The 26,789-nt window shown below is 69.8% G+C and carries 28 protein-coding genes; 16 read left to right on the top strand and 12 right to left on the bottom strand.

Going from position 1 to position 26,789, the window contains the following annotated elements; all coding sequences use genetic code 11:
* Nucleotides 1-7 precede the first annotated feature (7 nt).
* Nucleotides 8-187 carry a DUF397 domain-containing protein gene (locus KUM44_RS05895; protein WP_217206664.1) on the bottom strand — a complete coding sequence of 60 codons (180 nt, stop codon included), beginning with the start codon at nucleotides 185-187 and terminating at the stop codon, nucleotides 8-10.
* A gap of 34 nt (nucleotides 188-221) precedes the next feature.
* Between KUM44_RS05895 and KUM44_RS05900 the strand changes: the two genes are divergently transcribed.
* Together KUM44_RS05900 and KUM44_RS05905 are read left to right on the top strand one after the other, a co-directional pair.
* Nucleotides 222-677 carry an ATP-binding protein gene (locus KUM44_RS05900; protein WP_217206665.1) on the top strand — a complete coding sequence of 152 codons (456 nt, stop codon included), beginning with the start codon at nucleotides 222-224 and terminating at the stop codon, nucleotides 675-677.
* A gap of 68 nt (nucleotides 678-745) precedes the next feature.
* Nucleotides 746-2,374, top strand: coding sequence for an IS200/IS605 family accessory protein TnpB-related protein (locus KUM44_RS05905; RefSeq protein ID WP_254389075.1), 1,629 nt, complete (start codon nucleotides 746-748; stop codon nucleotides 2,372-2,374).
* 375 nt (nucleotides 2,375-2,749) lie between these two features.
* On the opposite strand, the gene KUM44_RS05910 is transcribed toward KUM44_RS05905, so the two are convergent.
* Genes KUM44_RS05910 through KUM44_RS05925 form a run of 4 tightly spaced genes read right to left on the bottom strand, consistent with a single transcriptional unit; the run spans nucleotide 2,750 to nucleotide 5,016 of the window.
* A complete protein-coding gene (locus KUM44_RS05910) occupies nucleotides 2,750-3,364 on the bottom strand; it encodes a DUF5753 domain-containing protein (RefSeq protein ID WP_254389076.1) in 615 nt (204 codons plus the stop codon).
* 17 nt (nucleotides 3,365-3,381) lie between these two features.
* Entirely contained in the window at nucleotides 3,382-4,233 is an 852-nt protein-coding gene (locus KUM44_RS05915) for a helix-turn-helix transcriptional regulator (protein ID WP_217206666.1), read from the bottom strand.
* A gap of 23 nt (nucleotides 4,234-4,256) precedes the next feature.
* Complete coding sequence (locus tag KUM44_RS05920; protein WP_217206667.1) at nucleotides 4,257-4,784, bottom strand: DUF6879 family protein; 528 nt, start codon at nucleotides 4,782-4,784, stop codon at nucleotides 4,257-4,259.
* Nucleotides 4,756-5,016: a hypothetical protein gene (locus KUM44_RS05925; RefSeq protein ID WP_217206769.1), complete on the bottom strand. Its 261-nt coding sequence runs from the start codon at nucleotides 5,014-5,016 to the stop codon at nucleotides 4,756-4,758. The genes KUM44_RS05920 and KUM44_RS05925 overlap by 29 nt, the downstream gene beginning before the upstream one ends.
* 522 nt (nucleotides 5,017-5,538) lie before the next feature.
* On the opposite strand from KUM44_RS05925, the gene KUM44_RS05930 reads away from it, so the two are divergent.
* Complete coding sequence (locus tag KUM44_RS05930; RefSeq protein ID WP_217206668.1) at nucleotides 5,539-5,772, top strand: DUF397 domain-containing protein; 234 nt, start codon at nucleotides 5,539-5,541, stop codon at nucleotides 5,770-5,772.
* A 109-nt stretch (nucleotides 5,773-5,881) separates the two neighbouring features.
* Nucleotides 5,882-6,352, top strand: a complete 471-nt coding sequence (locus tag KUM44_RS05935; RefSeq protein WP_217206669.1) for a hypothetical protein — start codon at nucleotides 5,882-5,884, stop codon at nucleotides 6,350-6,352.
* 103 nt (nucleotides 6,353-6,455) lie between these two features.
* On the opposite strand, the gene KUM44_RS05940 is transcribed toward KUM44_RS05935, so the two are convergent.
* Nucleotides 6,456-7,556 (bottom strand): serine hydrolase, encoded by a 1,101-nt coding sequence (locus tag KUM44_RS05940; protein WP_217206670.1) that lies wholly within the window; start codon nucleotides 7,554-7,556, stop codon nucleotides 6,456-6,458.
* A gap of 137 nt (nucleotides 7,557-7,693) precedes the next feature.
* Here KUM44_RS05940 and KUM44_RS05945 point away from each other — a divergent pair, with 137 nt between their 5' ends.
* The gene (locus KUM44_RS05945) at nucleotides 7,694-8,143 is read left to right on the top strand and encodes a glutaredoxin domain-containing protein (protein ID WP_217206671.1); all 450 of its coding nucleotides are present in this window, start codon (nucleotides 7,694-7,696) and stop codon (nucleotides 8,141-8,143) included.
* 95 nt (nucleotides 8,144-8,238) lie between these two features.
* On the opposite strand, the gene KUM44_RS05950 is transcribed toward KUM44_RS05945, so the two are convergent.
* Nucleotides 8,239-9,762: a cellulase family glycosylhydrolase gene (locus KUM44_RS05950; RefSeq protein WP_217206672.1), complete on the bottom strand. Its 1,524-nt coding sequence runs from the start codon at nucleotides 9,760-9,762 to the stop codon at nucleotides 8,239-8,241.
* A gap of 358 nt (nucleotides 9,763-10,120) precedes the next feature.
* On the opposite strand from KUM44_RS05950, the gene KUM44_RS05955 reads away from it, so the two are divergent.
* Genes KUM44_RS05955 through KUM44_RS05965 form a run of 3 tightly spaced genes read left to right on the top strand, consistent with a single transcriptional unit; the run spans nucleotide 10,121 to nucleotide 14,204 of the window.
* On the top strand, nucleotides 10,121-12,766 hold the full coding sequence (locus KUM44_RS05955) for a YfhO family protein (protein WP_217206673.1): 2,646 nt from the start codon (nucleotides 10,121-10,123) through the stop codon (nucleotides 12,764-12,766).
* A gap of 41 nt (nucleotides 12,767-12,807) precedes the next feature.
* Nucleotides 12,808-13,791, top strand: coding sequence for a glycosyltransferase family 2 protein (locus KUM44_RS05960; RefSeq protein ID WP_217206674.1), 984 nt, complete (start codon nucleotides 12,808-12,810; stop codon nucleotides 13,789-13,791).
* Complete coding sequence (locus KUM44_RS05965; protein WP_217206675.1) at nucleotides 13,791-14,204, top strand: GtrA family protein; 414 nt, start codon at nucleotides 13,791-13,793, stop codon at nucleotides 14,202-14,204. Before KUM44_RS05960 ends, KUM44_RS05965 begins: the two co-directional genes overlap by 1 nt.
* A 9-nt stretch (nucleotides 14,205-14,213) precedes the next feature.
* On the opposite strand, the gene KUM44_RS05970 is transcribed toward KUM44_RS05965, so the two are convergent.
* The gene (locus tag KUM44_RS05970; protein WP_217206676.1) at nucleotides 14,214-15,041 is read right to left on the bottom strand and encodes an ABC transporter permease; all 828 of its coding nucleotides are present in this window, start codon (nucleotides 15,039-15,041) and stop codon (nucleotides 14,214-14,216) included.
* Nucleotides 15,038-16,048 carry an ATP-binding cassette domain-containing protein gene (locus tag KUM44_RS05975; protein WP_217206677.1) on the bottom strand — a complete coding sequence of 337 codons (1,011 nt, stop codon included), beginning with the start codon at nucleotides 16,046-16,048 and terminating at the stop codon, nucleotides 15,038-15,040. Before KUM44_RS05975 ends, KUM44_RS05970 begins: the two co-directional genes overlap by 4 nt.
* 89 nt (nucleotides 16,049-16,137) lie before the next feature.
* On the opposite strand from KUM44_RS05975, the gene KUM44_RS05980 reads away from it, so the two are divergent.
* Entirely contained in the window at nucleotides 16,138-16,923 is a 786-nt protein-coding gene (locus tag KUM44_RS05980) for a TetR/AcrR family transcriptional regulator (RefSeq protein WP_217206678.1), read from the top strand.
* A 294-nt stretch (nucleotides 16,924-17,217) separates the two neighbouring features.
* Here KUM44_RS05980 and KUM44_RS05985 read toward each other — a convergent pair whose 3' ends face one another.
* Nucleotides 17,218-18,201, bottom strand: a complete 984-nt coding sequence (locus KUM44_RS05985) for a WD40 repeat domain-containing protein (protein WP_217206679.1) — start codon at nucleotides 18,199-18,201, stop codon at nucleotides 17,218-17,220.
* 227 nt (nucleotides 18,202-18,428) lie between these two features.
* Here KUM44_RS05985 and KUM44_RS05990 point away from each other — a divergent pair, with 227 nt between their 5' ends.
* Nucleotides 18,429-19,112: an SGNH/GDSL hydrolase family protein gene (locus tag KUM44_RS05990; RefSeq protein WP_217206680.1), complete on the top strand. Its 684-nt coding sequence runs from the start codon at nucleotides 18,429-18,431 to the stop codon at nucleotides 19,110-19,112.
* Here the strand turns inward: KUM44_RS05990 and KUM44_RS05995 are convergent.
* Nucleotides 19,097-19,849, bottom strand: a complete 753-nt coding sequence (locus tag KUM44_RS05995; RefSeq protein ID WP_217206681.1) for an aminoglycoside adenylyltransferase family protein — start codon at nucleotides 19,847-19,849, stop codon at nucleotides 19,097-19,099. The genes KUM44_RS05990 and KUM44_RS05995 overlap by 16 nt on opposite strands.
* A 91-nt stretch (nucleotides 19,850-19,940) precedes the next feature.
* Between KUM44_RS05995 and KUM44_RS06000 the strand changes: the two genes are divergently transcribed.
* Together KUM44_RS06000 and KUM44_RS06005 are read left to right on the top strand one after the other, a co-directional pair.
* Nucleotides 19,941-20,537 (top strand): Uma2 family endonuclease, encoded by a 597-nt coding sequence (locus KUM44_RS06000; protein ID WP_217206682.1) that lies wholly within the window; start codon nucleotides 19,941-19,943, stop codon nucleotides 20,535-20,537.
* A 13-nt stretch (nucleotides 20,538-20,550) separates the two neighbouring features.
* Complete coding sequence (locus KUM44_RS06005; RefSeq protein ID WP_217206683.1) at nucleotides 20,551-21,255, top strand: 1,4-alpha-glucan branching protein; 705 nt, start codon at nucleotides 20,551-20,553, stop codon at nucleotides 21,253-21,255.
* Between the two features lie 151 nt (nucleotides 21,256-21,406).
* On the opposite strand, the gene KUM44_RS06010 is transcribed toward KUM44_RS06005, so the two are convergent.
* Nucleotides 21,407-22,339, bottom strand: a complete 933-nt coding sequence (locus tag KUM44_RS06010; protein ID WP_217206684.1) for a nuclear transport factor 2 family protein — start codon at nucleotides 22,337-22,339, stop codon at nucleotides 21,407-21,409.
* 158 nt (nucleotides 22,340-22,497) lie between these two features.
* Between KUM44_RS06010 and KUM44_RS06015 the strand changes: the two genes are divergently transcribed.
* From KUM44_RS06015 to KUM44_RS06025, 4 genes are all read left to right on the top strand, one after another.
* Nucleotides 22,498-23,490, top strand: coding sequence for an aldo/keto reductase (locus KUM44_RS06015; RefSeq protein WP_217206685.1), 993 nt, complete (start codon nucleotides 22,498-22,500; stop codon nucleotides 23,488-23,490).
* A gap of 146 nt (nucleotides 23,491-23,636) precedes the next feature.
* On the top strand, nucleotides 23,637-24,785 hold the full coding sequence (locus tag KUM44_RS06020; RefSeq protein ID WP_217206686.1) for an ABC transporter substrate-binding protein: 1,149 nt from the start codon (nucleotides 23,637-23,639) through the stop codon (nucleotides 24,783-24,785).
* A 101-nt stretch (nucleotides 24,786-24,886) separates the two neighbouring features.
* Nucleotides 24,887-26,092 carry a sensor histidine kinase gene (locus KUM44_RS45105; RefSeq protein ID WP_308402504.1) on the top strand — a complete coding sequence of 402 codons (1,206 nt, stop codon included), beginning with the start codon at nucleotides 24,887-24,889 and terminating at the stop codon, nucleotides 26,090-26,092.
* A complete protein-coding gene (locus KUM44_RS06025; RefSeq protein ID WP_308402506.1) occupies nucleotides 26,089-26,754 on the top strand; it encodes a response regulator transcription factor in 666 nt (221 codons plus the stop codon). Before KUM44_RS45105 ends, KUM44_RS06025 begins: the two co-directional genes overlap by 4 nt.
* Nucleotides 26,755-26,789 lie beyond the last annotated feature (35 nt).

The raw sequence follows: 26,789 nt of genomic DNA on the forward strand, positions 1-26,789 counted from the left end.
TGCCCGACTATCCGAACTGCCGAATGAAGGCCTGCCAGCCGTCGCGGGAGACGGTGAGGAGGGGGCCGTCCTGCTGCTTGCTGTCGCGGACGGCTCGGCCGCCGGGGGCTGTTTCGGCGACCTCGACGCAGGCGTTCTCCTGTCCCGAGTACGACGACTTCCAGAAGGGGCTTACGACCTCGGTCACGATGTGTCTTCCTTCAGGGAGGTACAGCACCCCCATGCCCGCAACCGAAACCTTCCGCATCCCCAAGCACAGGCGACACGTACCAACCGCCCGTCAACACATCCGCAAGGCCCTCGCGGACTGGGGCGTCACGGACGAACTGGCCGACGACGTCACCTTGTTGGCGAACGAACTCGTCACCAACGCCGTGACCCACTGCCGGGTCTCCTACGCCGAGGTAAAGGTCACGCTCACCCACCTGGGCCCGGAGCTGGTCCTGGAAGTGGCCGACCCCGACCGGAACAGACTCCCCCAACCCCACGCCTCCGGCCCCGACGAAGAGAGCGGACGCGGACTCACGCTCGTGGCGGGGCTGGCCGACTCCTGGGGGTTGGGAACTGCTGATGACCGACCGTGTTTGAGCGCGTTGGAGTGTGCACGAGTGAGTGAGCAGTGCGGCCGCGGTGCGCACGAATTCAGGGGAACGGAAGTTCTTGACCCGAATGCGTGACCCATTTGGGAGATGCTCGTTGGGTGTGGTGACGGGGATCTTCGGCACTGGGTTGGGGGTGAGAGGGGATGGGCGGGCTGCGTGAGGTGGCAGCACCGTTTGTCGCCCTCGGTCCGTCCGGCGTCGCGGTCCGTGCCCGGCTCAAGCACCTCACGCCCCGGGACGAGAAGGTGCTCAGGCTGGTCGGCGACCATCTCGGCACACTGGCCGGGCGGGATCTCAGGGCCCGGTGTGCTGCCGGACTCCTGCACGATGCGGACGCGTGGGCGGTGCGTAAGCGGGCCCTGACGGGGGATTCGTCCTCGAGGTGGGCCGGGTCGATCACGAAGGCCACGCACGATCAGTGGGGGCTGGCCCGGCGCGCCCAGGCGGCGCACGTGAAGGGCCTTGAGGCCGGTGTGCGCACGATCGCGCACCGGTTGTCGCTGCCGGTGGGTGAGCCAGGGACCAGACGGGCGCCGGGCGGGTACCGCACCCGGCAGGAGTGGCACGCCAAGTCCCGCCGCCTGCACGTGCTGGCCGACCGTCTTCAGGCTGAGCAGGCGGACCGCGAGGCCGGGCGGGTGCGGGTCGTACGGGGCGGCAAGCGGCTACTGAACACCCGGCACAACCTCGACCAGGCCAGGCCGAGCGAGGAGGTCTGGCGCCGTCGGTGGGAAACGGAGCGCCGGTTCCTCCAGGCTGACGGCGAGGCCGGGAAGCGGTTCGGCAACGAGACGATCCGGGTCACGCCAGAGGGCGAGGCGAGCATCAAACTGCCCGCGCCGCTCGCCCACTTGGCCAACAGCAAGCACGGTCGGTACGTGCTCGCTGCCCGGGTTGTCTTCCACCACCGGGGCCAGGAGTGGGCGGACCGCACCACCGCGAACCGTGCTGTGGCCTATCGCATCCACGAGGACGTCCAGCGCGGCCGCTGGTACCTGACCGCCTCCTGGCAGATCCCGCCGGTCAAGACCGTGCCCCTGGCCCAGGCACGGGCCGACGGACTCGTCGGCGTCGACACCAATGCCGACCATCTGGCCGCCTGGCGGCTCGACGTCCACGGCAACCCGGTCGGCGCCCCACACCGGTTCGACTACGACCTGTCCGGCACCGCCCAGCACCGGGACGCCCAGGTCCGCCACGCCCTGATCCGGCTGCTGCACTTCGCCCAGCGCCACAACCTGGCCATCGCCGTCGAGGACCTGGACTTCACCGCGGAGAAGACCCGGGAGAAGCACGGGCGCCGCAAACGCTTCCGCCAGCTGATCTCCGGCATGCCCGTGGCCAGGCTGCGGGCCCGGCTGACGTCGATGGCCGCCGAACTCGGCATCCCGGTCGTCGCCGTCGACCCGGCCTACACCTCCCGGTGGGGTGCCCAGCATTGGCAGAAACCCCTCACCGGCAAGAACAGGAAGACAACTCGCCACCACGCGGCAGCGGTGGCGATCGGAAGGCGCGCCCTGGGGCATCCGATCCGGCGACGGACGGCACCGCCCCCACACGACCGGAGTGATCGTGTGGGGCATCGGACCGTCCAGGCCGGGCCGGTGGCCCTGGGGCGTGAGGGAGCCCGCCCCCGTATTCCCGGACCACGGACACGATCCGCTGGCGCTGGATACGGAGCGAAAGCGGGGGACCAGTGTGCCCAGCACCGTTCGGGGCACGCGGCTGAGCATGCGTCCTGGCAACAGGACTCACTCCCGCTCAGTCCTTAGGAACGGTACCGGCAGGAGCCGTACGCGAAGTGCGTGTGGGCCCGGTTCATGCTCACCCAGGAGCCGGAGAGGGCCGGCAGTGTTCCGGCTTTTTATGACTACGTCGCCCGCCTGCTCACCCGGCCGCGCTCCAACGGCCGCCCCGAGCTGGATGATTGGGTCCTCCCACCGGAACCACCCGCACCGGACCCGTAGGTATGGCGGCTCCCGAACCCGTACGACGCCCGTTGGCGCCGTTGGTCCAGACGCAACCGCACGGCCGGCCGCTACCTTCCCTTCCCGCCCGAGGAAGCCTGCTGGCGGCGCCCGCCCCGCCGCCCCCAGACTCCGCTCTGGCACACGGGGGACGATCCGGTACGCCCGTACGTGCTGCGCTCAGGCGTCGAGGTCTCGTCGTACCCGGGCCACGATGCGCCTGGCTTCCGAGCCGTACACGGCAGACGCGGCGTGCATCTCCCAGACCCGTCGGTGCAGAGCGATCGCATCCGCGTCGTCGAGCCAGTGCTCGGCGTACCAGTCCTCAATCACGACGAGACGGTCTTCCACCATCGTGAAGGCATTGCCGACCGGCAACCGGAGCACGGCATCGAACGGCACCACTCCGAGGCGGACACTGTCGAGGTCCAACACCGCAAGGATCCGGTACAGTTGCCCCGCCATGACCTCCGGTGAACCGAGTCGGGCGCACAGCGCCCCTTCCCAGATCAGCTGGTGCAACTCTTTGCCGGGCAGGTGCAGCCACTCCTGCCGCTTCATCCGCGCACGTACCGCGTCGTCCGTGTCCCTGGTGGTGTTCCTCAGTTCTGCGAGACTTTCGAAGACGCAGCGCGCGTAGTCGGCCGTCTGGAACAGGCCGGGGACGATGTCGGGCTCCCAGGCTCGCAAGCTCTGTGAGGCGCGGACCAGGGAGTCCCACTCCTCCTGGACAGGCCGATGCCCGGCTTCCAGTCGTTCCTGCCAGGGGCGTACCTGCTGGCTTCCCTCGTTCATCACGGTTTCCCTCTTCCTCAGCCCAGCGCGTCGATGGCCTTCACGATCAGGGATCGGGCGTCCGCTCCGTACACAGCCATGCTCCGGAGTTGTTCGAATGCTTTTAGGTAGAGCGCGATCTCGGAGGGCTGGGTGACGCGGACACGGGCCGACATCAGTTCCACCGAGACGAGTGTGTCGTCGTATATGTGGAACAACTCCTTTGGCCCCATGACCCGTTCACGGGTTGAAATGGGGATGATGCCCAGCGACACCGACGGCAAGGCCCCAGCCGTGAGCAGATAGCCGAGCTGCGCCGCCATCGCGTCGTCGTCGCCCAACCGGTACCGCAGAACGCTCTCTTCGATCAGCAGGACGAAACGGTGCCCCGGTTCGTGGATGATTCGCGAGCGCTCGACGCGTGCCACCGCTGCCTCTGCGGAGTCGTCGGGGATGCCGAGCAACCGGGCATTGGCAGAGAGCACGGCGCGCGCATACCCCTCGGTCTGGAGAAAGCCGGGGACCAGGGCGGGTGAGTAGACGCGGAACAGTTCCGTAGAACGGTGGAGTTCCGCGACGCTGTTCTGAAGGCGCTTCAGGCCGCCGCGGGCCTTGCGCCGCCATTCGCTGTACTGCGACTCGGCGTCCCTGGACTCGGCGATGATGTCCGCGGCCTGGTCCGCAGCACCGCACGCGGCGCACCAGCGGCGTATGTCGTCGGGAGTGGGCGGTGTACGTGCGTTTTCCAGACGGGAGGTCTTCGGGTGGGTCCAGCCGCAGCGCTCGGCCAGCTCACTCCCGGTGATACCCGCATCCGCGCGCAGATCCCGCAACCGCCGCGCGACGCGTTCACGCGCGGCCTGCGCTGAGGAGGATGGGGAATTGGGCACGACCTGACCGTACGCCTTGCGCGCTAGCTGATCCTGTAGTCCTCGTGTGGGGTCGCTCGCGCCCACACCGCCTCGAACGCCTCGGCGCACAGTTTCGCCGCGGCCGGATCCTCGCTGATCTCGCCTCCACCGGACGCGCCGTCCCCGGTGAAGTGGTTCCAGCGGATGAGCCGTTCGTCCAGGAGCCAGAAGTCGTTGCCGGGCAGTGCGATGTCGGATGCCTGCCGCCTCGGCAGCCACCGCACCTGTTCGCCGGCACCGATGTTGACCTGCGTGCCCGCATGCTCGTAGCGGATGTAGTCACTGACCGGCTCCGACACGATACGGGCGCGGCGCACGACCACGCCACGAGCGACCGTTCGGCGGATGAGGCTTGTCCAAGGGCCCCAGTGCGGGGACTCCGGGTCGTTGTCCCGTTCTCCCGTCCGCTGCCAGTGACCGAAATTGTCGGCCTCACCGGCGACTCCGTATGCGTCTCGCATCTCCAGATGGACAGCCGAGTGCTGTGCACCGTCCAGGAGTTCAGTGAAGCTCGGCACGTTCTGCGGCATTGCACGCCTCCCTCAAGATCGGCACCATGCGGGCCGGGACACGAACCACTGCCTCATGGTCCGGGATTCCCACCGCGTGGCCGGGCACCTCGAACGCGGCGCATTGCGCTTCGAGTTCGCTGTCCGGCTTCCATCCCTGGATGACCACTTCGTTCCTGGTCTCGTCGATCCAAACGGTGGGACTCTCCTCTGTTTCAGTGTTCGGATCGATCCCGATGAATCGTAATGCCATTGCTGCCTCCGGCATGCTGGACGTTCGCAGATGTTCACAATTGTCAACGCAGCAAGGCGCCGGATCAAGAGAAAAATCGGCCACGAACAGGCTCAGCAAAGAGGTGTGAACATCCATGAACATCACTGGTGATGGTCACCACCAGACCCTTAACGTCCTGACCTACAGCAACCCCGCGGCGAGGCATCGCAGCCTCCCGAGGCATGGCCGGCACCACTGAGGAGCGCCAACATGAGGCAGGGCACAGCTCATCCGTCGGCCACCGCCGTACGGAACCCGTCCAAACCTTCGGCACAGCTGCCCAACTGCTTCGACGCATGGCTCTTGGACTGCGCACCGGCCCCCGATTGCAAGGTATGTGCCGCGAACTGGCGGCAGCTCCTCGCTTGCAAGCAAGCCGGTGACCTCGTGCGGGCCGCGCGCCACGCCACCGAGATCCGGGATCACTCCTCCGGGGTGCACGGAAGGCTGTAGAGCAACCGCCGTTGCCCGACTCCCCACAGGAAACAGGAAGGTGCAGCGATGCCGAACGAAAACGACCTGTACTCCCTCGACCTCTCCGACACCCCGTTCGTGAAGGCGTGCGGCGGCAACACTCACCCGGACGGCGAGTCGTGCGTAACGCTGGCCAAGATCGGCGACGGCGCCTGGGCCCTCGGCGACAGCAAGCGCCCGGACGTACAACCGCTCCGCTTCACCACGGAGGAACTGGCCGTGGCCGGCATCGACCCGGCGCGCTTCGGCCTGTCCGTCTGAGCCATCCCCCCACCCCCTCCCACAGCCGGTCCTGGTCCGGGCAGCCATGCCCAGGACCAGGACCGGCCGACTCACACGCATCGACACCGAACCCGAACAGGGACAACCCGTGCACCACCACGGATACCTCTGGACCGGCCCGAAGGCCCGCTTCGACCAGGAGGCACTGCGCCGCCCGCCCCACCCCGAACCGCCCCCAGCAGGCAGCAGGCCGGAACTGCTCCAGCGATACCGCGAGGTCGCCGCGGAGTTCCCCACATCGGATCTGCCGCCACTGGAAACGGCGTACTGGCTCGTCAAACCACGCTCGCTGGTCCGTGGCACCTGGCAAGACCCGAGGGCAGGGGCCGCCTGGCTCAGCGACCGGTTGACGGAGTACGCGCCACGGTTCGCCTCCCCGGCCCAGCGCGATGTCCGTCACCTCACCCGACTCGTCACCTCCACCGCCGATCGGCTGGCAGCAGGCAGCGACGTGTCCCTGGGCTTCTACCTCGAACGGCCCTCATACCTTTCCCTGGCCTTGGTGAGGTGCGACCCGAGTCACGACCGCCGCGGCCTCCCGTGTCCGCTGAAAAGATGACGGCATCGTCGACACCCCCGGCGGGCGACCCGGCGTGGTCGCCCCCCACGACCCCCACGACCCCGAAGGGCGCCCGTCAACCACCGGGCGCCCTTCGTCGTACTCATGCCGCGCCGAGCTCGCCGAGCAGTCGGAAGGTGAGGGCGTCGACCGGGCGGGCGGCGGTCGGGGTCTCCTCGCTGAAGGTGTTCACCATCATGACCACCGCCACGCCGCTCTCCCGGCTGAACGCGGCGCAGGTGCTGAACCCGCCGGTGCCGCCGTTGTGCCAGGTCATGGTGGAGCCGCCGGGCAGCCTGCTCAGGTGCCAGCCGAGCCCCAGCCGCAGGTTGCGGTCCACCGTGAACCGGGGCCGCTGGGTCAGTTCGATGGCGTCCCGCAACGGCGAGGTCTCGGGCCGCAGTTGGGAGCGCAGGAAGCGCACCATGTCGTCGGCGGTGCTGTACATCGACGTCCCGGCCGCGCTGAGAACCCGGTCGTGCCAGTCAGGAACCGGCTCACCGTCGACATGCCCGACGGCCTTGCGGGACACCATGTCCGGCCGCAGGGTCGTCGTCGTGTCCACCATGCCGAGCGGCGCCGCCACCCGGTGCCGCAGCATCGGGTCGACGCCGTCGAAGGCCAGCGCCTGGCCGAGCAGACCGAACCCCAGGTTCGAGTACGCGTAGACCGCCCCCGGCTCGGTGCTCAGCTCCGTGTCGCGCAGTCCGGCGGCCAGGTCGTCGAGCGTGTAGTGCGCGTAGGGATCGTACGGATCCGCTTCCGCGAGCAGGTTCGGCGGCAGGGAGGGCAGGCCGGAGGTGTGGGTCGCCAGGTGGGCCAGGGTGATCCGTCGAGCCCCCTTGCGCGGCACGGGAAACCCGGCGGGCAGCACGAGCGGCGCGTCCAGGCGTGCCGCGCCCGTGCCGACGGCGCGCGCGAGAGCCGTGGCGGTGAGCGTCTTGGTGATGGAGCCGAGTTGGAACACCGTCCTGCCGTCCGGCGCCGACCGGCCCACCGCCGCGCCCGCGCCCTCGACGTATGTACGCGGGCCGCGGACGACCCCGCAGATCACACTCGGACTGCCCGCGGCCACCGCCTGGTCCAGGTATCGCCTGACAAGCGCGGGCAGGCCGTCGCCGGCAGCCGCGGCGTTGCCCGGCAGCAGCGACGCTCCTGCCGCCGCCGTCGCCGTCGCCGCGCCGAGAAACTTCCTTCGGTTCATGGGTTGCTCCCCCGTCGAGATCACCATTCGCCTGCTCGACATTACGTTATTACGTAATACCGAGCAAACACGTGATCGAGAAGCCCGTGTCCGCTGGACCGATGGGGGACGCCCTACCGGGGATAACCTTCATCCCCATGACGCGCGCCTGGCTCCTGCCGATGCTGTTCGTGCTCTGCGGCTCAGTCGTGGCCGCTGGGCTGGTCCTCAGCGGGGCCCCGGGCGCGGCCGTCGCACTCCTGCTGCTGTTCGTGCTGCTCGCGGGCGCGAACTCGCCTCTGTTCTTCCCGAGGCCGATCGGGGCCCTGGAGGCTCAGCGCCGCAGTGCGGTCGACGGCCGGCCGATCGTGTTCTGGCGGCCGGGGTGCAAGTACTGTCTGCGACTGCGCATCCGGCTGGGCCGTGATGCCCGCCGGTTGCACTGGGTCGACATCTGGCGGGACCCCGCTGGAGCAGCAGCCGTCAGGGCGGCCAACGACGGCGACGAGACCGTGCCGACCGTGGTCGTGGCAGGTCGGCCGTACGTCAACCCCGGTCATGCATGGGTGCGCGCACAACTGTCCCGCACGCGTGTTGAAGGAACATGAACGCACGCCCGCTCCGGAGGGGCAGAGGGACACCCGGCACCAACCCGGCACCAACCCGGGCGCCCCTCGCGCTCACGTAGCCGTGCACCTCGTACTCAGGTCGCCGTACAGCTCACACCAGGCATGCCACCACCACCGGGCGCCCCCGAGAAGCCGAAGCTCGCCGAGCCACCCACCGGAACCGTCCCGTTGTGCGCGGCGTTGGACGCGGCCACCGTCCCTCCGCTCTGCGTGTAGGACGCGTTCCACATACTGGTGACCTTCTGGGTGCCGCTCCAGGTCCACGTCACCTTCCAGGACTTGAGCGGAGTCGTCCCCGTGTTGGCCACCTTCACCTCGGCATTGAACCCGCCACCCCAGTCACTGCTGACGCTGTAGGCGGCGGTGCAGGCGGCCGAACCGCCACCCGGGTCGGGGTCCGGGTCCGGGTCGGGGTCTCCCCCGCCGCCGGCCGGGAATCCCGGCGCCTTGATGCTCGCCAGGTAGCCGTCCTTCACCGTGTCGACGGTCTGCCAGTCGTCCTTGAGGATGCCGCCCGTGTCGCCGGAGTTGGGGTTCCAGGACCAGAAGGTCCAGTGGAAGGAGTCGGCGCCGTACGTCGAGGTCGAGCGCAGGTAGGTCACGAGCGTGGCCAGCCACTTCTGGTCCGCCGCCGGCTGGAGTGTCGTACCGAACTCGCCGAGCCAGACCGGGGCGATGTTCTGCTTGAAGATGTAGCCCCAGTACTTGTCCCAGACGCCCGGCAGGTTGGCGGGGAACGACGGGTCGCTGAACCAGGGCTGCTGGGCGACGCTGGTGGCGTAGTCGTGGGCTGAGTAGACCAGCCGGTTGGGGACGTCCAGTTGGACCGGGTACTGGGCGACGCCCATGAGGTTGCCGCCCCACCAGCCGTTGACGCCGTCGTACGACTGGACGCCCTCGACCATGATGAGGAGGTCCGGGTTGGCGGACAGGACCGCGTTGCCGGCCCGCTGAGCGGCGAGGCGCCAGTCGCGGGTCGTGTCGCCGCAGCCCCAGCACGCCGGGTCGTGCGGCTCGTTGTGCAGGTCGATGCCGACGACGGTCGGGTTGCCGGCGTAACGCGTCGCCAACGACTTGAGGTTGGCGATCCAGGTCGACTCGGGAACCGCCGACGTGTACCAGAGCGCCGACTGGCCGCCGGCGTCGGGGCGATGCCGGTCGAGGACGATCTTGAGGCCGATCCGGCCTGCGTACGCCACGATCCTGTCCATCACCTGCAAGGACGTCAGCCCTTGCAGGTCGGCGTTCTTGCCGTCGGCGAAGTTGATGCTGTCCGGCATGGTGCCGGGCTTGAGGATGTCGTCGCTGAAGGGCAGGCGGAGGGTGTTGTAGCCCAGCGAGGTCATCTGGTCGAGCATGCTCTTGTAGTCGCGGGCCCACAGGCCGTGGACGACGTGGTTGCCGGTCTCGAAGCCGAACCAGTTGATGCCGGCGATACGGACCGGTTGCCCGGCCGCGTCCAGGATCTGGCGGCCACTGGTGTGCCAGTAGCCGGCGCCCGCCTCAGCCGCGTGGGCCGGCTGCGCGCCGATTCCGGCAAGCGGTAACAGGAGCGCGGCGGCCACCACGCACAGCGCTCTTCGCAAACTGCGGAACATGTCGCTGCTTCCTCTCGGAGGCGCGGGCCCGGAACATATGGGAGCGCTCCCATATCCCGCACCTTCCATGGAAGTCATGCCACTCGGCCACGTCAAGAACCAGGCCGCATCCGCAGCCTCAGGACAGCCGGGCGCGGGCACGTGCGCGGCCACGGACGCCGACACGGGTGCGGGTCGCGTTCACCCACACGTCATTCATACGAAGCTCCGTCCCCTCTTCCGTCATGATCTCTTTCCGGACTTCCCACACCCGTATGCGGAATTAATCCCCGACTTCCGGACGCAACACAACCATCGGCGATCAATACCCCTCTATACCGGCGAACCGATGGTGCGCTTTCTGGAGGAATACGGGAGAATGTGGCTCGAGCCTTCCCGGGGACAGGGCGTGAATCCGATAGCCCGGACCCGTCTACGGCTGTCCCGCCCCACCGGCCCCAGGCCGACCGCCGCGCTGCTGTCGGCGTTCGTCACGGTCACAGTGCTGTGCGCGGGCGACATCGTTGCCCGTAGCCACCCCTTCGGCTTCCGCACGCGAAACGTCAGCGACCTGGGCAGCCAGTACGTCCCCTTCCACGCCCACCTGTGGGACCTGCTGCACGGAAGGGCCGACGGCGGGCTGCTCGTCAACTGGCAGTCGGGATTCGGCGCCGGCTTCCTTCCCGACCTCGGTACCTATCTCAGCAGCCCCTTCGCGCTGCTCGTGGCCCTGTTCCCACGGGACGAGATCGACCTCGCGGTGTATGTGATCACCCTCCTGAAGATCGCGTCGGCCGGGGCCGCCATGGCGTGGCTGCTGCTGCGGCTGCGCCCCGGCCGCTGGTGGGTGGCAGGGCTGCTCGGAGCGTCGTACGCCCTGTGCGGCTGGACCCTGTCCGCCGGCGTGTACAACCCGATGTGGCTCGACGGCCTGCTCGCCCTGCCGCTGCTGTGCCTGGTCGGGGAGTGGACGCTGGAGGACCGGCGCCGGGTGCTCGGCGTGGTGGTCGTGGCGGTCGCCTGGATCGCCAACTTCTACACGGCTTACATGGCCACCCTCGCGGCCGGCCTGGTGCTGCTGCTGCGGCTGTGGCTCGTCCGTCACCCGTGGCGCCGGAGCCTCGCCGCGCTGGGTCGCGCCGTCGTCACCGTCGGGCTCGGCGTGGGTCTGGCGGCGCCGCTGGTGGCCGTCGTGTACTTCGGCACCAGGCACGCCTACCCCGGCAGGGTCCGGGAGTTCACGCCCCGGGCGACGGAGGATCTGCTGGCGCGGCTGCTGCCGACGACGTACGACTTCGGCTCGCCGGCCGTGTACGTCGGCACCGCGGCGCTACTGCTCGCCCTCGCCCTCCCCTTCCACCGCAAGGTCCCCGGGCGGGTGCGCCTCGGCTGGACACTGCTCGTGATCGCGGTCACGCTGTCGCTCCAGTGGGGCCCGACGCACCTGCTCTGGCACGCTTTCACCACCCCGCAGGGCAGCTCGTACCGCCAGACGTTCGTGCTCTGCGGGCTGCTGGTGATCGCCGCGTGGCATGCCCTGTCGTACGGCCTCCCCGGAACGCGCGCGTTGGGTGCGGCGGGTGGGCTGCTCGCACTGATCATCGCTGTGGCGAGCGGCAGTGAGCTGACGAAACACCCGTTCACCCTGCCGGTCGCCCTGGTCGCCGCCGTGTTCGCCTTGTGCGGGCTGGCTCTGCTCGCCCGCCACCAGGGCGGGCGCAGGACCGTACTCGCCGGACTGGCCGTGGCCCTGCTCATCGGCACGCAGGTCGGCGAGGTCACCGCCACCTCCGCGGTCGCCACTCGGATGCGCCTGGGGCACAAGAACTACTACGCGCCCTGGGGAGAGCGGCAGCAGCGGCAGACGGACGTGATCGCCGAGGCCGACGGCTGGCCCCGGTACCGTACCGACCCGGGCCGCGAGCAGACCGTCGGCAACGACCCGCTGATGGTGGGCGGTCAGGGCGCCCAGTACTACAGCAGCCTGACCTCCGACGTCCTCACCCGCACGCTCACTGCCCTCGGGGACGGCTGGACCTCACGCGGCCGCAACATGCAGAGCCTGGACAACGCCGTCACGGACGCGATCTTCTCCGTCGGCGCACGGGTCCACTCCCCGCCGGACCCGCACCAGGGCTTCTTCCCGCAGGACGGCAGCCAGGTGACCGTGTCACGGCAGGACGTGCCGCCCCTGGCCACCGTGCGCCCGTCCCCCGCCGGTCCGCGGACAAACGTTTCTGCATTCGGGCCGTCGCCCTACCGCAACCAGGAACTCCTGCTGGGCACCCGCGTCTACACCGTGCCCCGCCTCACGGTGCGCACCAGCGCCGGGAAGCAGCCGGGCCCCAGCGACGACGAGCGGCCGGGCCTGCTCATCGGCGTCCCCGGACCCGCGACCGCCTGGCGGAAGCCGACCATCACGGCCCGGTGCCCGGCCGGCAGCGAGGTCTACCTGTGGGCGCCGCACTTCTCGGGCACCGCGCGGATCGCCGGTGACTCGGCCCACGGCCTGACCGGGCGGTTCCGGTCCGACCACCCGGTCACCAAGATCGCCGCCATGCAGCGGCTCGGCACGGTCCCGGCCTCCGGACGCCTGCGGATCGACCTGTCACCCGACAAGACGGGGCTCATCCCGGACGGCGCCGTCGGCTGCCTGGACACCGCCCGGCTGCACACCGCCGTAGAGCGGCTCAAGAGCACCGGCGCCACGAAGGTGTCGGTCTCCGACGGCACGATCCGCGCCGAACTGCCGCCCGGCAGCAAGGGAACCGCGGTCGTCGCCGCCCCGCGCATCGCCGGCTGGCGCTGTGCGGCGGGTGGCGCCGACGCCGTACCCGCGAAGCAGTACTACGGCCTGATCGCCGTCCCCCTGGACGGCTCCTCGACCAGTCTCACCTGCACGTTCCACCCACCGGGCCTGCGTCTGGGCGGCGCCGTCGGCGCCGCCTCCCTGCTGACCCTCATCGCCCTCAGCGTCCTCGCCGCGGTCAGACGACGGCGCGCACACCACCACCCGAGCGCGTGACCACCGCTCGCCGACCGGATCTCACCGGGAGTACCCGAACCATGCTCATCTCGATCGTCGCACCCTGCTTCAACGAAGAAGACGTCATAGGCCGGTTCCACGAGGCGGTCCAGAAGATCGCCGAGGAACTCCTGCCGCTCGGCCACGACATGGAGTTCGTCTACGTCGACGACGGCAGCAGCGACCGTACGCTCACCGAACTCGAGCGCCTGGCCGAACTCGACGCGCGTGTGCGCTATCTCTCCTTCAGCCGCAACTTCGGCAAGGAGGCAGCCCTGCTCGCCGGTCTGCGGCACGCCTCGGGAGACTCCGTGATCGTCATGGACGCGGACCTCCAGCACCCGCCGGAGCTGATCCACCGCATGGTGGAACTGCATGCCCAGGGCTACGACCAGGTCATCGCCAAGCGCACCAGGACCGGCGACCGCCTCACCCGCACGGTCACCGCCCGCCTCTACTACCGCCTCATCAACCGGCTCGTCGACATCGAACTCATCGACGGCGTGGGCGACTTCCGTCTGCTCTCCCGACGTGTGGTGAACGCGGTTCTGGACCTGACCGAGTACAACCGCTTCTCCAAGGGCCTGTTCGCATGGGTGGGTTTCCCCAGCACCACCTTCGAGTACGAGAACGCCGTACGCGCCCAGGGCCACAGCTCCTGGAACTTCCGCAGCCTTCTCAACTACGGCCTCGACGGCCTGCTCTCCTTCAACAACCGGCCCCTGCGCGCCGCCCTCTACCTGGGCATGGGCCTGCTGCTGTGCACCGGCCTGTATACGGCGTGGATCGTCGGCGCCGCGCTCATCAACGGCGTGCAGACCCCGGGCTACGTCACGATCATCACCGCCGTCACCGCCGCGGCCGCCATGCAAATGATCATGATGGGAATCATCGGCGAATACACCGGCCGGATCTACTACGAGGTCAAAGGCCGCCCGCACTTCCTGATCAAGGCGACAAACGTGGAACGATCCCACGACCGGCCATCGTGCGGCGGCCACGCGGCCAAGGACCTCATTCCCTGATGAGCACCCGAACAGCAGCCCAGGAGACCCGCCCGATATCGGGTCAGATCCTCGTCTTCGCCATCGTCGGCGTCATCAACACCGGGACGTATTACGGCCTCTACCTCCTCTTCCTCCCCCATCTCCCCTACATGGCCGCCCACCTCCTCGCCACCGCCCTCAGCATGACCGGATCCTTCTTCCTGAACACCCGCTTCACCTACCGGACCCGACCGACCTGGCGGAAATTCCTCCTGTTCCCCCTGACGAACGCCACCAGCTTCGTGGTGACGACAGCCGGCGTGTACGTCATCGTCGACATCCTCCACGCGGGCAGCCGCTTCGCTCCGCTCCTCGCGTCGATGGTGGCGATTCCGGCGACGTTCGTGGTGTCCCGGACGATCATGCTGCCGAAGGCGGACGGGTCCCCTTGACCGGCGGTGTCAGCGGCTGAGCTTCCTGAAACGGCGTACCGCGAGCGGCAGAAAGATCAGGGTCAGGATCACCGGCCACACCCCGGCCATCAGCAGCGCGTGCTGCTCGACCCAGGAGTCCCCGGCCGCAGCCGTGCCCGGCACCCCGAACAGCTCGCGGCTGGCCGCCGCCGTGGAGGAGATCGGGTTCCAGGCCGCCACCCAGCCCAGCCAGTCGGGCATCAGCTGGGGCGCGACGAAGATGCTGGAGATCATCGTGAGCGGGAACGCGACGGCGAACAGGCCACCGGCGGCCTCCGGGTTGGGCACCAGCAGGCCCAGCCACACCCCGATCCAGATCAGCGCGAACCGCAGCCACAGCAGCAGACCGAAGGCGCCGAGGAAGCCGAGGCCGCCGTCCGGGCGCCAGCCCATCGCGAAGGCCGTCAGCATCATGATCGCCAACTCGGCGCAGGCGGCGAGGAGATCGGTGATCCCGCGCCCGGCGACCACCGCGGACGAGGCCATCGGCATGGAGCGGAAGCGGTCGATGACGCCCTTCGTCGAGTCGTAGACGACCAGCGTCGCGGTGTTGATGAAGCCGAAGGCCATCGTCATCACGAACATGCCCGGCATCAGGAAGTCCTTGTAGTCCCCGCCGCCGGGCACCTTCATGGCGCTGCCGAAGACATAGCCGTAGAGGAGGACGGACAGGATCGGGAAGCCCAGCTGCCAGGCGATGTTCACCGGTTGGCGCTGGTAGTGGGTGATGCCCCGGCGGACGATGTTCCAGACGTCGGCGAGGGCCCAGTACAGGCGGCCGCGTGTGGCCGGGACGGTCAGGTCTACGGCGGTCATGCGACGGCCTCCTTCTCTGCCGAGGGGGTGGACTCGGTGCGGTGTCCGGTCAGGCGCAGGAACACGTCGTCGAGGCTCGGCCTGCGCAGCCCGATGTCCTCGACCTGGACGCCCTCGTCCTGCAACGTCCGCGCCACCTCGGTCAGCGCTGACACCCGGTCGGTGACCGGGCCGTGTACGCGCAACTCCTCCTCGTCGGCCTCGGGTTCGCCGTCCGAGACCCGGGCGACCACCTTCACCACGCGTGCGATGTCGGACCGCTCGGCGACCACGACCTCGATACGGTCGCCGCCGACGAGGTTCTTCAGCCCGTCCGGGGTGTCGTCGGCGATGGCCCGCCCCTGGTCGATGACGGTGATCTGCGAGGCCAGCTTGTCGGCCTCCTCCAGATACTGCGTGGTCAGCAGGACGGTCGTGCCGCTTGCCACCAACGCCCGTACCGACTCCCAGACTTCGCCCCGGCTGCGGGGGTCGAGTCCCGTCGTCGGCTCGTCGAGGAAGAGGACGGCCGGGGCGAGGATCATGGAGGCGGCGAGGTCGAGACGGCGCCGCATCCCGCCGCTGTACTTGCTTACTCCCTTGTCGGCGGCGTCGGTCAGGTCGAACTGCTCCAGCAGCTCGGTGGCGCGCAGCTTGGCCCGCTTGCCGCCGAGGTGGAAGAGCCGGCCGAACATCTCCAGGTTCTGCCGGCCGGTCAGCACCTCGTCCACGGCCGCGTACTGCCCGGTGAGTCCGATCCGCGCCCGTACCTCGCGCGGGTTGCGGGCCACGTCCAGACCTGCCACCGCCGCCCGGCCGCCGTCCAGTTTGACCAGCGTGGACAGGATGCGTACGGCGGTGGTCTTGCCGGCGCCGTTCGGGCCGAGCAGGCCGTGCACCGTGCCCTCGCGGACGGCCAGATCGAAGCCGTCCAGGGCGCGCTTCTCGCCGTAGCGCTTCTCCAGCCCTTCGGCCCGCACCGCGTATCCGTCGCCGTATCCGTCGTTCCCGACGCTTCCGTCACCCATGGGGGTCCCCCTTTCCTTAACTGAGTACACCGTACCCGATTACGCGTACGCCGTACCCAGTTTTTCCGGGAGGACCTAAGCTGAAGTGCATGACGAGCGGCAAGGGCAGTACCGGCGGTACGGAGACCAGCGGCAGCGGCGATATCGTCCGCACCCTGGAGCTCCTGTGGGAGACGGGCCGACGCCCCAGTCGCGGCCCCAAACCGGCCCTGTCCCTGGACCAGATCGTGGAAGCGGCCGTCCGGGTCGCGGACGCGGAGGGGCTGGAGTCGGTGTCCATGCGCCGGGTCGCCGCCGAGCTGGGAACCGGCACGATGTCGCTCTACCGCTACCTCCCCGGCAAGGCAGAGCTGCTCGACCTGATGCTGGACCGCGTCCAGCGCCCCTCCGAGAACCCGGCCGACCTCGGCGACGGCAGCTGGCGCTCGGCGCTGGAAGCCCTGGGCCGCGCGACCCTCGACCTCTACCGCCGCCACCCCTGGCTGCTCCAGGTCAACCAGTCCCGCCCGATCCTCGGCCCCAGCGCCCTCGACGGCATGGAGAAGGTGCTCGACCGCATCAAGCCGATGGGCCTGACCGACCCCGAACTGGTCTCGGCGATCATCCTGATCGACGGCTACGTCGTCGGGGCCGCGCGCACCCAGCTGTACGCGCAGGAGGCGGAGCGCCGGACGGGCCTGACGGACACGGAGTTCTGGCAGGCGCAGACCCCGATACTGGAGAAGATCATGGCCTCCGGCCGCTACCCGCTCCTCGCGTCCCTGGACGAGACCGCCTGGGGCCCCGACTTCGACCACTTCGAGTTCGGCTTGCAGCGGATCCTGGACGGGCTGGAGGTCTTCGTCGCGCGGCGCGCGGCGGAGGAACAGGCCTAGAGGAGAGCCACCCCCTACGGCGTGGGCTCCGGCAGCGCTTCATGTCCGGCGAGGCTGAGCCTGACGGTTGTGCTTGAGCACCTGGGCGACTTCGGGTGCCACGGGCGGGGTGTCCATGCGGAGCGGGATGATCCTTCGCAGGAGATCGCAAGTTCGGCGGGCCGGGCCCGGTGACGCTGTCAGGGCCCACTGGCCCCCTCTCGGCCCTGCGCGATCCCCCTCATCTCCTCCCCTCTCGTCTCCTCCCCTCTCGTCTCCTCCCCTCTCGTCTCCTCCCCTCTCGTCTCCTCCCCCTCATCTCCTCCGCAGCAGTCGCCGCATCCCGAACAGGACGACACACGCGCCGATCACCGCGAAGGCGCCGACCTTGAGGTTGCCGTCCGGGCCGCTGCCCCCGTCGTCCGACGAGGCCGAACTGCCGCTGCCGGAGGACGAGTCGGAGGAGCCGGTGTCGCCGGGTGCGGGTTCTGCGACCACCGCGCTGCCGACGCCCTCGCTGCCGAGCATCAGCTTGGTGCCGTCGGTCGAGTAGCTGGCGGACTCGCCCTGGCCGAGGGGGACACTGATGCGCTCCAGCCGCTTGAGTTCGCCGCCGTTCCAGTCGTAGGCGATGCCGCCGAAGTAGCCGCGTACGGCGAGCGTCCTGCCGTCCGGGGAGAAGGCGGCGTCGGTGGCCCACAGGTCGACGGGGACGGTGGGCTTGAAGACGTTCGTGCCGGAGGCGGAGAGCTTGGCCGGGCCCTCGTACAGGTGCCCGCCGTCCTCCTGCTTGTCGATGACGTAGACGCGCCCGGTCTTGGGGTGCACGGCGAGGGACTCGGCGTCGCGGGTGCCGTCGGAGTACTTCACGACGTACTGCGTGGCCCGGATCGTCTGGTCCTTGAGCGTCTTGGGCTCGGGGAGGCGGTAGATCCAGACGAACGGCCACTGCACGCCGTCGTTGTCGCCGATGTCACCGACCCAGATCTCGTTGTCCGGCCCGATGGAGATCGCCTCCACGTCGCGCGGGGTGCCCACACCGGTCATGGTGATCCTCGCGACGGTCTCGCCGGTGCCGCTGTCGACGGCGTAGAGGTAGGCGCCCTCGTCCTGGTCGTTGTGCGTCCAGTAGATGCCGGGGTGCTGACGCGAGGCGGCGAGGCCGCTGGACTCGGTGATGCGCGGATCCTTGATCGTGAAGTCCTCGTTGCCCTTGCCGTCCCCGTCGGCGGCGGAGGCGGGCAGGGCGCAGGCGCCCGCGAGCAGGAGTCCGGCGAGAAGGGCGATCGGTCGGCGCATGCCCCAAGCCTGCCATCCGGCCCGGTGATTCGGAGGCCGGGTCGACGGAGGGTGACGGTGGGTGGCGGGGCTGGGGCGCGTCCATGGCACGTCGGTGTGGCACGTGGGTGTGGCACGTCGGTGTGGCTCGTCCGTGTGGCACGCCTGTGTGGCACGTCGGAGTGGCGTGTCCGGCTTCACACCCCACCTGTTCCTACCCTCCGGTAGCGATCGTCCATCATGAGCGGATGCTCAGGTTCATGCCCGTCGGCGACTCCCAGACCATCGGCAGCGCCGGCGAACACACGTGGCGCTACCGCATGTGGCAGCACCTGCGTGAGACGTACGGCGGCCCCTTCGCCCTCGTCGGCCCGCGCGAGACGCTCTACGACAAGGCGACGGACGCGCCCACGTCGTACGAGTACGCCGCCCCCGACCCGGCCTTCCCCCGCGCCCATCTGGCCGGCTGGGGCGAGGGCTGGCTGCACATGGCCCCGCTGATCGGCGAGGCGGTGCGCTCGTGCCGGGCGGATGTGCTGCTGGTGTCGCTGGGCCTGATCGACCTCGGCTTCTACACGAACGCCGAGCAGACCGCGGTGAACGTACGGGCCTTCGTGACCGAGGCACGCTCGGCGAACCCCCGGGTGCGGATCGCCGTCCTGCCGGTGATCCCGAACATCCGCGCCGAGTCGGAGGAGACCTTCGCCACCGAGGTCGCCCGCTTCAACGAACTCCTCGCGAAGGCCCTCGCGGACCTCGACGAACCGCGCTCGCCCCTCCTGCTGACGTCCCCGCCCCCGTCGTACGACATCCATCTCGACACCTACGACGGCACCCACCCGAACGCGAGCGGCGAGCACAAGATCGCGGAGGCGTTCGCGGAGGCGATGTACCAGGCGTGGGACCTGGGCGGGCCCTACACCGCCCTCTGACGGTCGATGGCCTCCACGAGGAACTCGGCGCAGGGGTGGACACCAGGTAGCAGGTCGGAGTCCCAGCGCTCATCCCTCTCCCCGACGTAGACGGCCCGGGCGTGCGCCAGGACGGGACGGTGTTCGGCGGGGAGCCTCGGGAGGGCCCAGTCGGCGGCGGCGTCCTTGGACCGGATGGTGCCCGTGGCGAGCGTGGTCCAGATCCGGGCGAGGGTGAGCAGGACGTTACGGGTGTCGGTGTCCAAGTCGCCGAGCAGTTCCGGCACTCCGGCGAGGATCGCACGCCGCAGGTCCCCGTGCGGGACGGGGGCGAGAACGTCGGCGGGTGGCGGGCCGTACAGCGGGGTGTTCGCGAGCAGGACCATGGTGAGGAGCGGGGCGAGGTCCGGGCTGGGCTCGGGGCCCGGGGTGCCACCGCGCTCGTACTCGTCCCGCAGCCATTCGCCGTACAGGAAGTCGCAGGTGGGCGGGTAGCGCCAGGGCCGTACGTCGTCGTGTACTACGACGATGAGCTCGACGGGGCGGGCGGTGCCGCCGGACACCTTCATCAACTCCTCGACCAGAGCCCGGCGTTGGGCGTGGGTCATGGTTTGGCGCACGACGACCAGGACGTCGAGGTCGCTGTGGGGGCGCAGGCCGCCGAGGGTGGCGGAGCCGTGCAGGTAGACGCCGAGGACGGTGTCGCCGAGAACACGGCGGAGGAGGGGGAGGACGTGCTGGGTGTCCGCGGTCGGCATATGAGCTTCCTCTCCGTGACGCGGTCACTGTGCGTATCGTTGGAGTGCGCGGCTGCACCTGTCCGTGGGGCAGCCGGGGAGAAGCGCCACGATGACCGTCATTGAAGACAGGATCGAGATGGCCGACGCCGACGCCAACACCAAGCGCCTGGACGAGTGGTTCGAGCGCCTTGAGCGGATGCCCGTCCCCGAAGGATTCAGGGTCGAGATCGTCGGGGGCAACGTCCATATGACACCGCAGCGGGACACGCACTGGGAAATCATCCGCCGGTTCCTATGGGCCCTCGAGGACAGGTTCGGGAGGAAGGTCAACGTTTTCACGGACGTCCGCATCGACTTTCCCGGCCACGAGAACGGCTTCTGCCCGGACATCGCCCTGCTCAAGGACTCGGCGAAGAAGGACGACACGGGCCACTGGCGTCACCAGGACGTCCAGTTCGTCGCCGAGGTCATCTCGAAAGGCACGGCCGCCAATGACTACGTCCCGAAGAGGCTGGCCTACGCGGAGGCGGAGGTCCCTCTGTACGTCATCGCCGACCCCTATCAGGGCCGCTGCTACGTCTACACCGACCCCAAGCAGGGCGACTACGCCGAACCCACGAAGGTGGACTTCGGCACCGACATCGACCTGACCGGCACAGTGGTCGACCTCGTCCTCAGGACCGACGACTTCCCCCGCGACCGATGAAAAGCTGTGGGGCATGGCCGTCATCCACCGCACCACCCTCAAGCCCACCAAGCTCGAACTGCTCGCCTCCTGGCTCCCCACCCGCCCCTGGTACGCCGGCACCGGCGAACCGGCACTGACCAGGACCGGCGGCTTCCGGCTGGACGACCCGGAGGGCGAGGTCGGCATCGAGTTCATGGTGGCCACGGACGCCTCCGGCCCCGACCCGGTCCACTACCTCGTGCCTCTCACCTACCGAGGCGCTGCCCTCGACGGCGCGGAGCACGCCCTCGTCGGCACCATGGAGCACGGCGTACTGGGACCTCGTTGGGCCTACGACGGCGCCCACGACCCGGTGGCGGTCGCCCAGTTGCTGGCCCTGTTCGAGGGCCGCGTCCAGGCCCAGGCCCAGAGCCTCACCGACACCCCCGACCACGAGGTCACCCACTCCTACACCGGCGACGCTCTCCCCGCCTGGGACGGGATCGTCAAAGCCACCGACGACCAGGACGGCACGGAGCTTCCCGCCCCGGGTGGCACGACGCTCCGTATCCACCGGGTCCTGCGGCCCACCGCCCCGGACACCGCTCCCTCCGACGCCACCGGTCACGTCATCGGCGCCTGGCAGTCACCGGACGACGCCCGCGCCCGCGCCGTCATCGGCGCCTGGCAGTCACCGGACGACGCCCGCGCCCGCGCCGTGTTCGCGACGCTGCACCCGGCCGCGCACCGGCTCTGACGGCCACGTCACCGTCGGGCGCCCACCCGCCCCACCACTTGCGTCACCGCCCTCACCCCCACCGCCGTCCACATCCGCGACTCAGAACCCCCACCGCCCCGGTCGTCCAGGTAACCCCCACCACCTGGACGACCTTCCTCAACTCCCTGCTCTAGAACATCCCGTTGTCATTCGCGGACGTGGCCGGGACATCCTGGAGCACATCCCAGTGCTCCACGATCTTCCCGCCCCGCACCCGGAACAGATCCACCACGGCCTGCCCCCGCTCCCCCGGCACGGCCACGTAGTGGCTGTGCACCGCGACCAGGTCGCCCTCGGCGATCACCCGCTTCGGCGTGACCTTGAGCTGCGGGAACTGCTCGAAGAACCCGCCGAGCCCCGCCTTCGCGCCGGCCACCCCGTCCGCGATGTTCGGGTTGTGCTGGTGGTACTCGGCCCCCCAGTACCGGTCAAGGGCCGACAGATCCTTCCGCACGATCAACTGCTCGAAGGCCTTGGTCACGAGCCGCTTGTTGTACGCGGTCAGCCAGCCCGCCCCCGGCTCCTCCGTCCGCGGCCAACTCACCGTGGAGAACATGTCGTTCCCGTTGGCGGAGCCCTCAGGAACGTCCTGCCCCACATCCCAGTGCTCGGCGATCTTCCCGTCCTGGAAGCGGAAGATGTCGAAGACGGCCTGCCCGCGTGTGCCCGGCGTCAGCACCACGTTCGAGTGCACCAGCACCAGGTCGCCCTCGGAGATGACCCGCTTGACGCCGTACTCGGCGTCCGGAAACTGCTGGTGGATGACCTGGCCGAGGTTCTTCAGCGTCTCGGCGCCATCGGGCGCCAGCGGGTTGTGCTGGATGTAGTCCGGCCGGACATAACGGTCGACGACTTCAGCGTCACCCTGCTCGAACACGCCCTTCAGGACCCGGACAGTGACGTACTTCTGGTACGCGAGGCGCGCCTGGTCGCCGTACCCGGCGTGGTGCACGGCAGCGCTCGGCGCGGCCGCGATTGCGGGGGCGGCGGCGAGGGGGACGGCGAGGGCCGCCGCGGCGAACGCGGCGACGACGGCACGGCGGGCAGTGGTGGTGGGGGTCACGAGGCTGCTCTCTTTCCGGTGATATTGAAAGTTCAAGCTAATGCTCACCAAAGGAAAGCACTAACCATCAGTTAGCGTCAAGGAACCTACGGCATCAAGGCGCCTGGTGACTGAACGCCCTTGCCTAGAGCGCACTCCACGCGACTAGCGTGCGGACCATGGAGTACACGCAGCTCGGACGCACGGGACTCAAGGTCAGCAGGCTCGTCCTCGGCACCATGAACTTCGGTCCGCAGACCGACGAGGGCGACAGTCACGCGATCATGGACGCGGCGCTGGACGCCGGCATCAACTTCTTCGACACGGCGAACGTCTACGGCTGGGGCGAGAACAAGGGCCGTACCGAAAGCATCATCGGCAACTGGTTCGCGAAGGGCGGCGACCGGCGCGAGAAGGTCGTCCTCGCCACCAAGGTCTACGGCAACATGGGCGCCGACGGCGCGGCGTGGCCCAACCACGACAAGCTGTCTGCCGTGAACATCCGGCGGGCCGTCGACGCGTCGCTCAAGCGGCTCCAGACCGACCACATCGACGTCTACCAGTTCCACCACATCGACCGCGCCACTCCCTTCGAGGAGATCTGGCAGGCCATCGACGTCCTGGTCCAGCAGGGCAAGATCCTGTACGTCGGGTCCTCCAACTTCCCCGGCTACAAGATCGCCCAGGCCAACGAGATCGCGGCCCGCCGCGGCGGCACCATCGGCCTGGTCAGCGAGCAGTGCCTCTACAACCTCTACGAGCGCCGCGCCGAGATGGAGGTCATCCCGGCCGCGCAGGAGTACGGCCTCGGCGTCATCCCGTGGTCGCCGCTGCACGGCGGTCTGCTCGGCGGCGTCCTGAAGAAGGAGGTCGAGGGCGGCCGGCGCAGCTCCGGGCGGGCCGCCGACACCCTGGCCGACCCTGCCGTACGCGCGAAGATCCAGGCGTACGAGGACCTGCTCGACAAGCACGGTCTGGAGCCCGGCGAGGCCGCCCTGGCCTGGCTGCTCACCCGCCCCGGCGTGACCGGCCCCATCGTCGGCCCGCGCACGGCCGAGCAGTTGGAGTCCGCGCTCCGTGCCGCCGAGCTGGAGCTGAGCGAGGAGCTGCTGGAGGGGCTGGACGAGATCTTCCCGGGGCCCGGGCCCTCCCCGGAGGCCTTCGCCTGGTAACGCCTGTATTCCCGTAGGCCGTTCCATCGAACGGTTGAACAAGGAGGCAGCGGGCGGACGACGCGGAACACCCCTCCCCGTCGCCAGACTTGCCGCGCCGCCGCGTAACGGACGTGGCGGCGCGACAGGTCAGGAGGACCCCCCACATGTCCAGGGACTTCAGCAGGCGCCGACTGCTCGCCACGGGGGCCGGTGTCGCGCTCGGCGGTGCCGCCGCGGTGTCGGCGTCCACCGTGCCGGCCGCGGCGAACACCCCCTCGCCCTCGTCCGGCTCCCGCCTCCGCGAGGAGACCCGCTCGCTCGACGAGTTGTACGCGGCCGCCGTCGCCGAGGGCGGCAAGCTCGTCCTCTACCAAGGCGGAGACGTCGACGGCCAGGCGGCCGGAGTGCGGGCGGCCTTCGCCGACCGCTTCCCCGACATCGACCTGACGGTCGTCGTCGACTACAGCAAGTACCACGACGTCCGCGTGGACAACCAGCTCGCGACCGGCACCCTGGTCCCCGACGTCGTACAGCTCCAGACCCTCCAGGACTTCACCCGCTGGAAGCGGGAGGGCAAGCTGCTGCCCTACAAGCCCGCCGGGTTCTCCAAGGTCCACAACGGGTTCAAGGACCCGGATGGCGCCTGGACCGCGCTGATGGTCATCGGCTTCAGCTTCATGTACGGCATCGAGGCGGCCGGTGCCCACGCGCCCAAGACGCCCCTCGACCTCGTCGACCCGCGCTGGAAGGGGCAGATCGCCTCCTCCTACCCGCACGACGACGACGCCGTGCTCTACCTCTTCTCCCTCTACCAGCGGACGTACGGCTGGGACTGGGTGGCGAAGTTCGCCGCGCAGCAGCCGCAGTTCGCCCGTGGCTCGCACACGCCGGGCCTCGCGGTCAACGGCAAGCAGAAGGCCATCGGCGTCGGCGGGTCGGGCAGCGTGGTGTCGACGTCGACCGTGACGAAGTGGGTCGCGCCCGAGGGGCACCCGTTCATGGCGTGGGGGCAGCGGGCCGCGGTCCTGAAGCAGGCCGCCAATCCGACCGCCGGCAAGCTGTACCTGAACTGGGCACTGTCCGAGGAGCGGCAGAAGGGCAGCTTCAACGGCTGGTCGGTGCGTACGGACGTCACCCCGTCCCCCGGGCTGAAGCCGGTGTGGGAGAACCCGGACGCCCACGTGGACGGCTTCCCCGGGTTCATGGAGGACCGCGCTGCGATCGAGCGGCTGAAGCAGACCTTCGCGCTGTACTTCGGCGAGGTGAAGGGCGACCCGTCGCCGGGCTGGCTCGGGCTGCACCCGGGACGCTGAGCCCTGTCGGTTCACTGTCATTTGCAACGGTCACACGAGTAACGGCTTAGACTCCTGACGGCATCGTCGCTTCCCATCGGCCCGTCCAGGGAGTCACCGCCGTGCCCGCCACCGCTCTCACCGTTCGCCCGCCCCGCCTGTCGGCCCGGCACCTCCCGCACCTGGTCTTCCTGGTCGCCGCCGCCGGCACCCTCGTACGGCTCGTCGAGCTGAACAACGAGCTGTGCTGGTCCGTCGCCCCGCCCATGGCCGTACTGGCCCTGCTGTACGCCGCCGGGCCTGCCCCGTGGGAGCGGTTGGGCCGGGCGGGGCGGCCGGTCTGGTTCGGGCTGCTCCTGCTGCTGTGGTCGTGGGTGGCCTGGGTCCTGCCCGCGCAGCTCACCTTCGGATACGCGTGGCTGGCCGTACCGCTGGCCGTCCTGGCGCTGCGGATGCCCACCCGCGCGGAGCGGGTGGCGGCGCTCGGCGTCCTCACCGCGCTGTTGCTGGCGGCGCTCGTCCGGGCCGGCGGTGGCCTCGACCCGGATCTGCTGGCGCCGCCGGTCACCGCCCTGTGGGCGACCGTCCTGCTCTACCGCAGCCAGCAGCGAACGACACGTGAACTGGCCGAAACCCGGGGCGAGTTGGCGCGGCAGCAGCGCGAGGCCGGGCGGCTGGCCGAGCGCGCCCGCATCGCCCGCGACCTGCACGACACACTCGCCCAGGAACTCGCGGGCAGTCGCATGCTCCTCCAGGCCGCCGAACGCGACTGGGACCGCCGCCCGGAGGCGGCACGGTGGCAGGTGCGCCTGGTCACCGAGGCGCTCGGCGACCACCTCGCGCAGACCCGCGGCATCATCGACGACCTCACTCCGCCCGCCCTCGCCCGGGAGGGCCTGGAGGCGGCGCTGCGCGACCTGACCGCCCGTACGGGGTCCGCCGCCGGGGCGCCCAGGATCTCCTTCAGCGCCGAGAACCCCCCTGTCGTCCTGCCCACGGAACAGGCCGTGGCCCTGCTGCGCGTGACCCAGGGCATGCTCGCCAACACCTGCGAACACGCCCGCGCCACGCAGGTGCACGTCACCCTGGTCCACGGCGGGGCCACCGCGGCCGTCGAGGTATGCGACGACGGAGTGGGCTTCGACCCGAACGCCGTACGGTCGACCGCCGACGGGCGCGGATTCGGGCTCGCCGGGGCCCGCGAGCGGCTCACCGCCCTCGGCGGCACGCTCACCGTCGACACCGCGCCCGGCCGCGGCACCCGGGTCCGGGCGGCACTGCCCGTCGCACGGGCCGTCGAGGACCGCGTACCGGTCGGCGCCCGGTGAGCGACGACGCGGCCGAGCCGCTGCGGCTCCTGATCGTCGACGACCACGCCGTCGTACGGGCAGGTCTGCGCGCCCTGCTCGAAGGCGAGCCCGGCTTCGAGGTCGTCGGCGAGACCGGCGGCGGCACCGACGCCGTACGCCTGGTGGGGCGGCTGCGTCCCGACGTCGTACTCATGGACCTGCGGCTCACCGACGCAGGCGCCTCCCCGGACGGGGTGGACGGCATCGAGGCCACCCGCCGGATCCTCTCGGCCACCACCGGCGTACGGGTCGTCGTGCTCACCAGCCACGGCCGTACGGCCGACGTCCTGCGGGCCGTCGAGGCCGGCGCCCGCGGCTATGTCCTCAAGGCGGGCCCGCCCGAGGAGCTGTTCCGCGCCGTGCGTGCCGCGGCGGCGGGGGGCATGGCGCTGGCGCCGGAGGCCGCCGCCAGTGTCGTCGGGCACGCGGTTGGGCCGGGGCCGGTGCTCAGCGAGCGGGAGATCGAGGTCGTACGGCTGCTCGCGCAGGGGAACAGCAACCGCGCCATCGCGGGCGCGCTGTTCCTCGCCGAGGCGACGGTCAAGACCCACCTCGTGCGGATCTACCGCAAGCTCGGCACGGAGAACCGGGCCGCGACCGTCAGCGAGGCCGTCCGGCTGGGGCTGATCGAACTGGCGTGACCGGAGAGGTGCGGCAGGGCAGGTGTCGGTCGGGC

It is taken from the genome of Streptomyces sp. AC550_RSS872 (assembly GCF_019049285.1).
Classification (GTDB): Bacteria; Actinomycetota; Actinomycetes; order Streptomycetales; family Streptomycetaceae; genus Streptomyces.

Coding starts and splice junctions, on each gene's coding strand:
- KUM44_RS05900 (WP_217206665.1), top strand. CDS start 222: ATGCCCGCAACCGAAACCTTCCGCATCCCCAAGCACAGGCGACACGTA.
- KUM44_RS05905 (WP_254389075.1), top strand. CDS start 746: ATGGGCGGGCTGCGTGAGGTGGCAGCACCGTTTGTCGCCCTCGGTCCG.
- KUM44_RS05910 (WP_254389076.1), bottom strand. CDS start 3,364: ATGAACGAGGGAAGCCAGCAGGTACGCCCCTGGCAGGAACGACTGGAA.
- KUM44_RS05920 (WP_217206667.1), bottom strand. CDS start 4,784: ATGCCGCAGAACGTGCCGAGCTTCACTGAACTCCTGGACGGTGCACAG.
- KUM44_RS05925 (WP_217206769.1), bottom strand. CDS start 5,016: ATGGCATTACGATTCATCGGGATCGATCCGAACACTGAAACAGAGGAG.
- KUM44_RS05930 (WP_217206668.1), top strand. CDS start 5,539: ATGCCGAACGAAAACGACCTGTACTCCCTCGACCTCTCCGACACCCCG.
- KUM44_RS05940 (WP_217206670.1), bottom strand. CDS start 7,556: ATGAACCGAAGGAAGTTTCTCGGCGCGGCGACGGCGACGGCGGCGGCA.
- KUM44_RS05945 (WP_217206671.1), top strand. CDS start 7,694: ATGACGCGCGCCTGGCTCCTGCCGATGCTGTTCGTGCTCTGCGGCTCA.
- KUM44_RS05950 (WP_217206672.1), bottom strand. CDS start 9,762: ATGTTCCGCAGTTTGCGAAGAGCGCTGTGCGTGGTGGCCGCCGCGCTC.
- KUM44_RS05955 (WP_217206673.1), top strand. CDS start 10,121: ATGTGGCTCGAGCCTTCCCGGGGACAGGGCGTGAATCCGATAGCCCGG.
- KUM44_RS05960 (WP_217206674.1), top strand. CDS start 12,808: ATGCTCATCTCGATCGTCGCACCCTGCTTCAACGAAGAAGACGTCATA.
- KUM44_RS05965 (WP_217206675.1), top strand. CDS start 13,791: ATGAGCACCCGAACAGCAGCCCAGGAGACCCGCCCGATATCGGGTCAG.
- KUM44_RS05970 (WP_217206676.1), bottom strand. CDS start 15,041: ATGACCGCCGTAGACCTGACCGTCCCGGCCACACGCGGCCGCCTGTAC.
- KUM44_RS05975 (WP_217206677.1), bottom strand. CDS start 16,048: ATGGGTGACGGAAGCGTCGGGAACGACGGATACGGCGACGGATACGCG.
- KUM44_RS05980 (WP_217206678.1), top strand. CDS start 16,138: ATGACGAGCGGCAAGGGCAGTACCGGCGGTACGGAGACCAGCGGCAGC.
- KUM44_RS05985 (WP_217206679.1), bottom strand. CDS start 18,201: ATGCGCCGACCGATCGCCCTTCTCGCCGGACTCCTGCTCGCGGGCGCC.
- KUM44_RS05990 (WP_217206680.1), top strand. CDS start 18,429: ATGCTCAGGTTCATGCCCGTCGGCGACTCCCAGACCATCGGCAGCGCC.
- KUM44_RS05995 (WP_217206681.1), bottom strand. CDS start 19,849: ATGCCGACCGCGGACACCCAGCACGTCCTCCCCCTCCTCCGCCGTGTT.
- KUM44_RS06000 (WP_217206682.1), top strand. CDS start 19,941: ATGACCGTCATTGAAGACAGGATCGAGATGGCCGACGCCGACGCCAAC.
- KUM44_RS06005 (WP_217206683.1), top strand. CDS start 20,551: ATGGCCGTCATCCACCGCACCACCCTCAAGCCCACCAAGCTCGAACTG.
- KUM44_RS06015 (WP_217206685.1), top strand. CDS start 22,498: ATGGAGTACACGCAGCTCGGACGCACGGGACTCAAGGTCAGCAGGCTC.
- KUM44_RS06020 (WP_217206686.1), top strand. CDS start 23,637: ATGTCCAGGGACTTCAGCAGGCGCCGACTGCTCGCCACGGGGGCCGGT.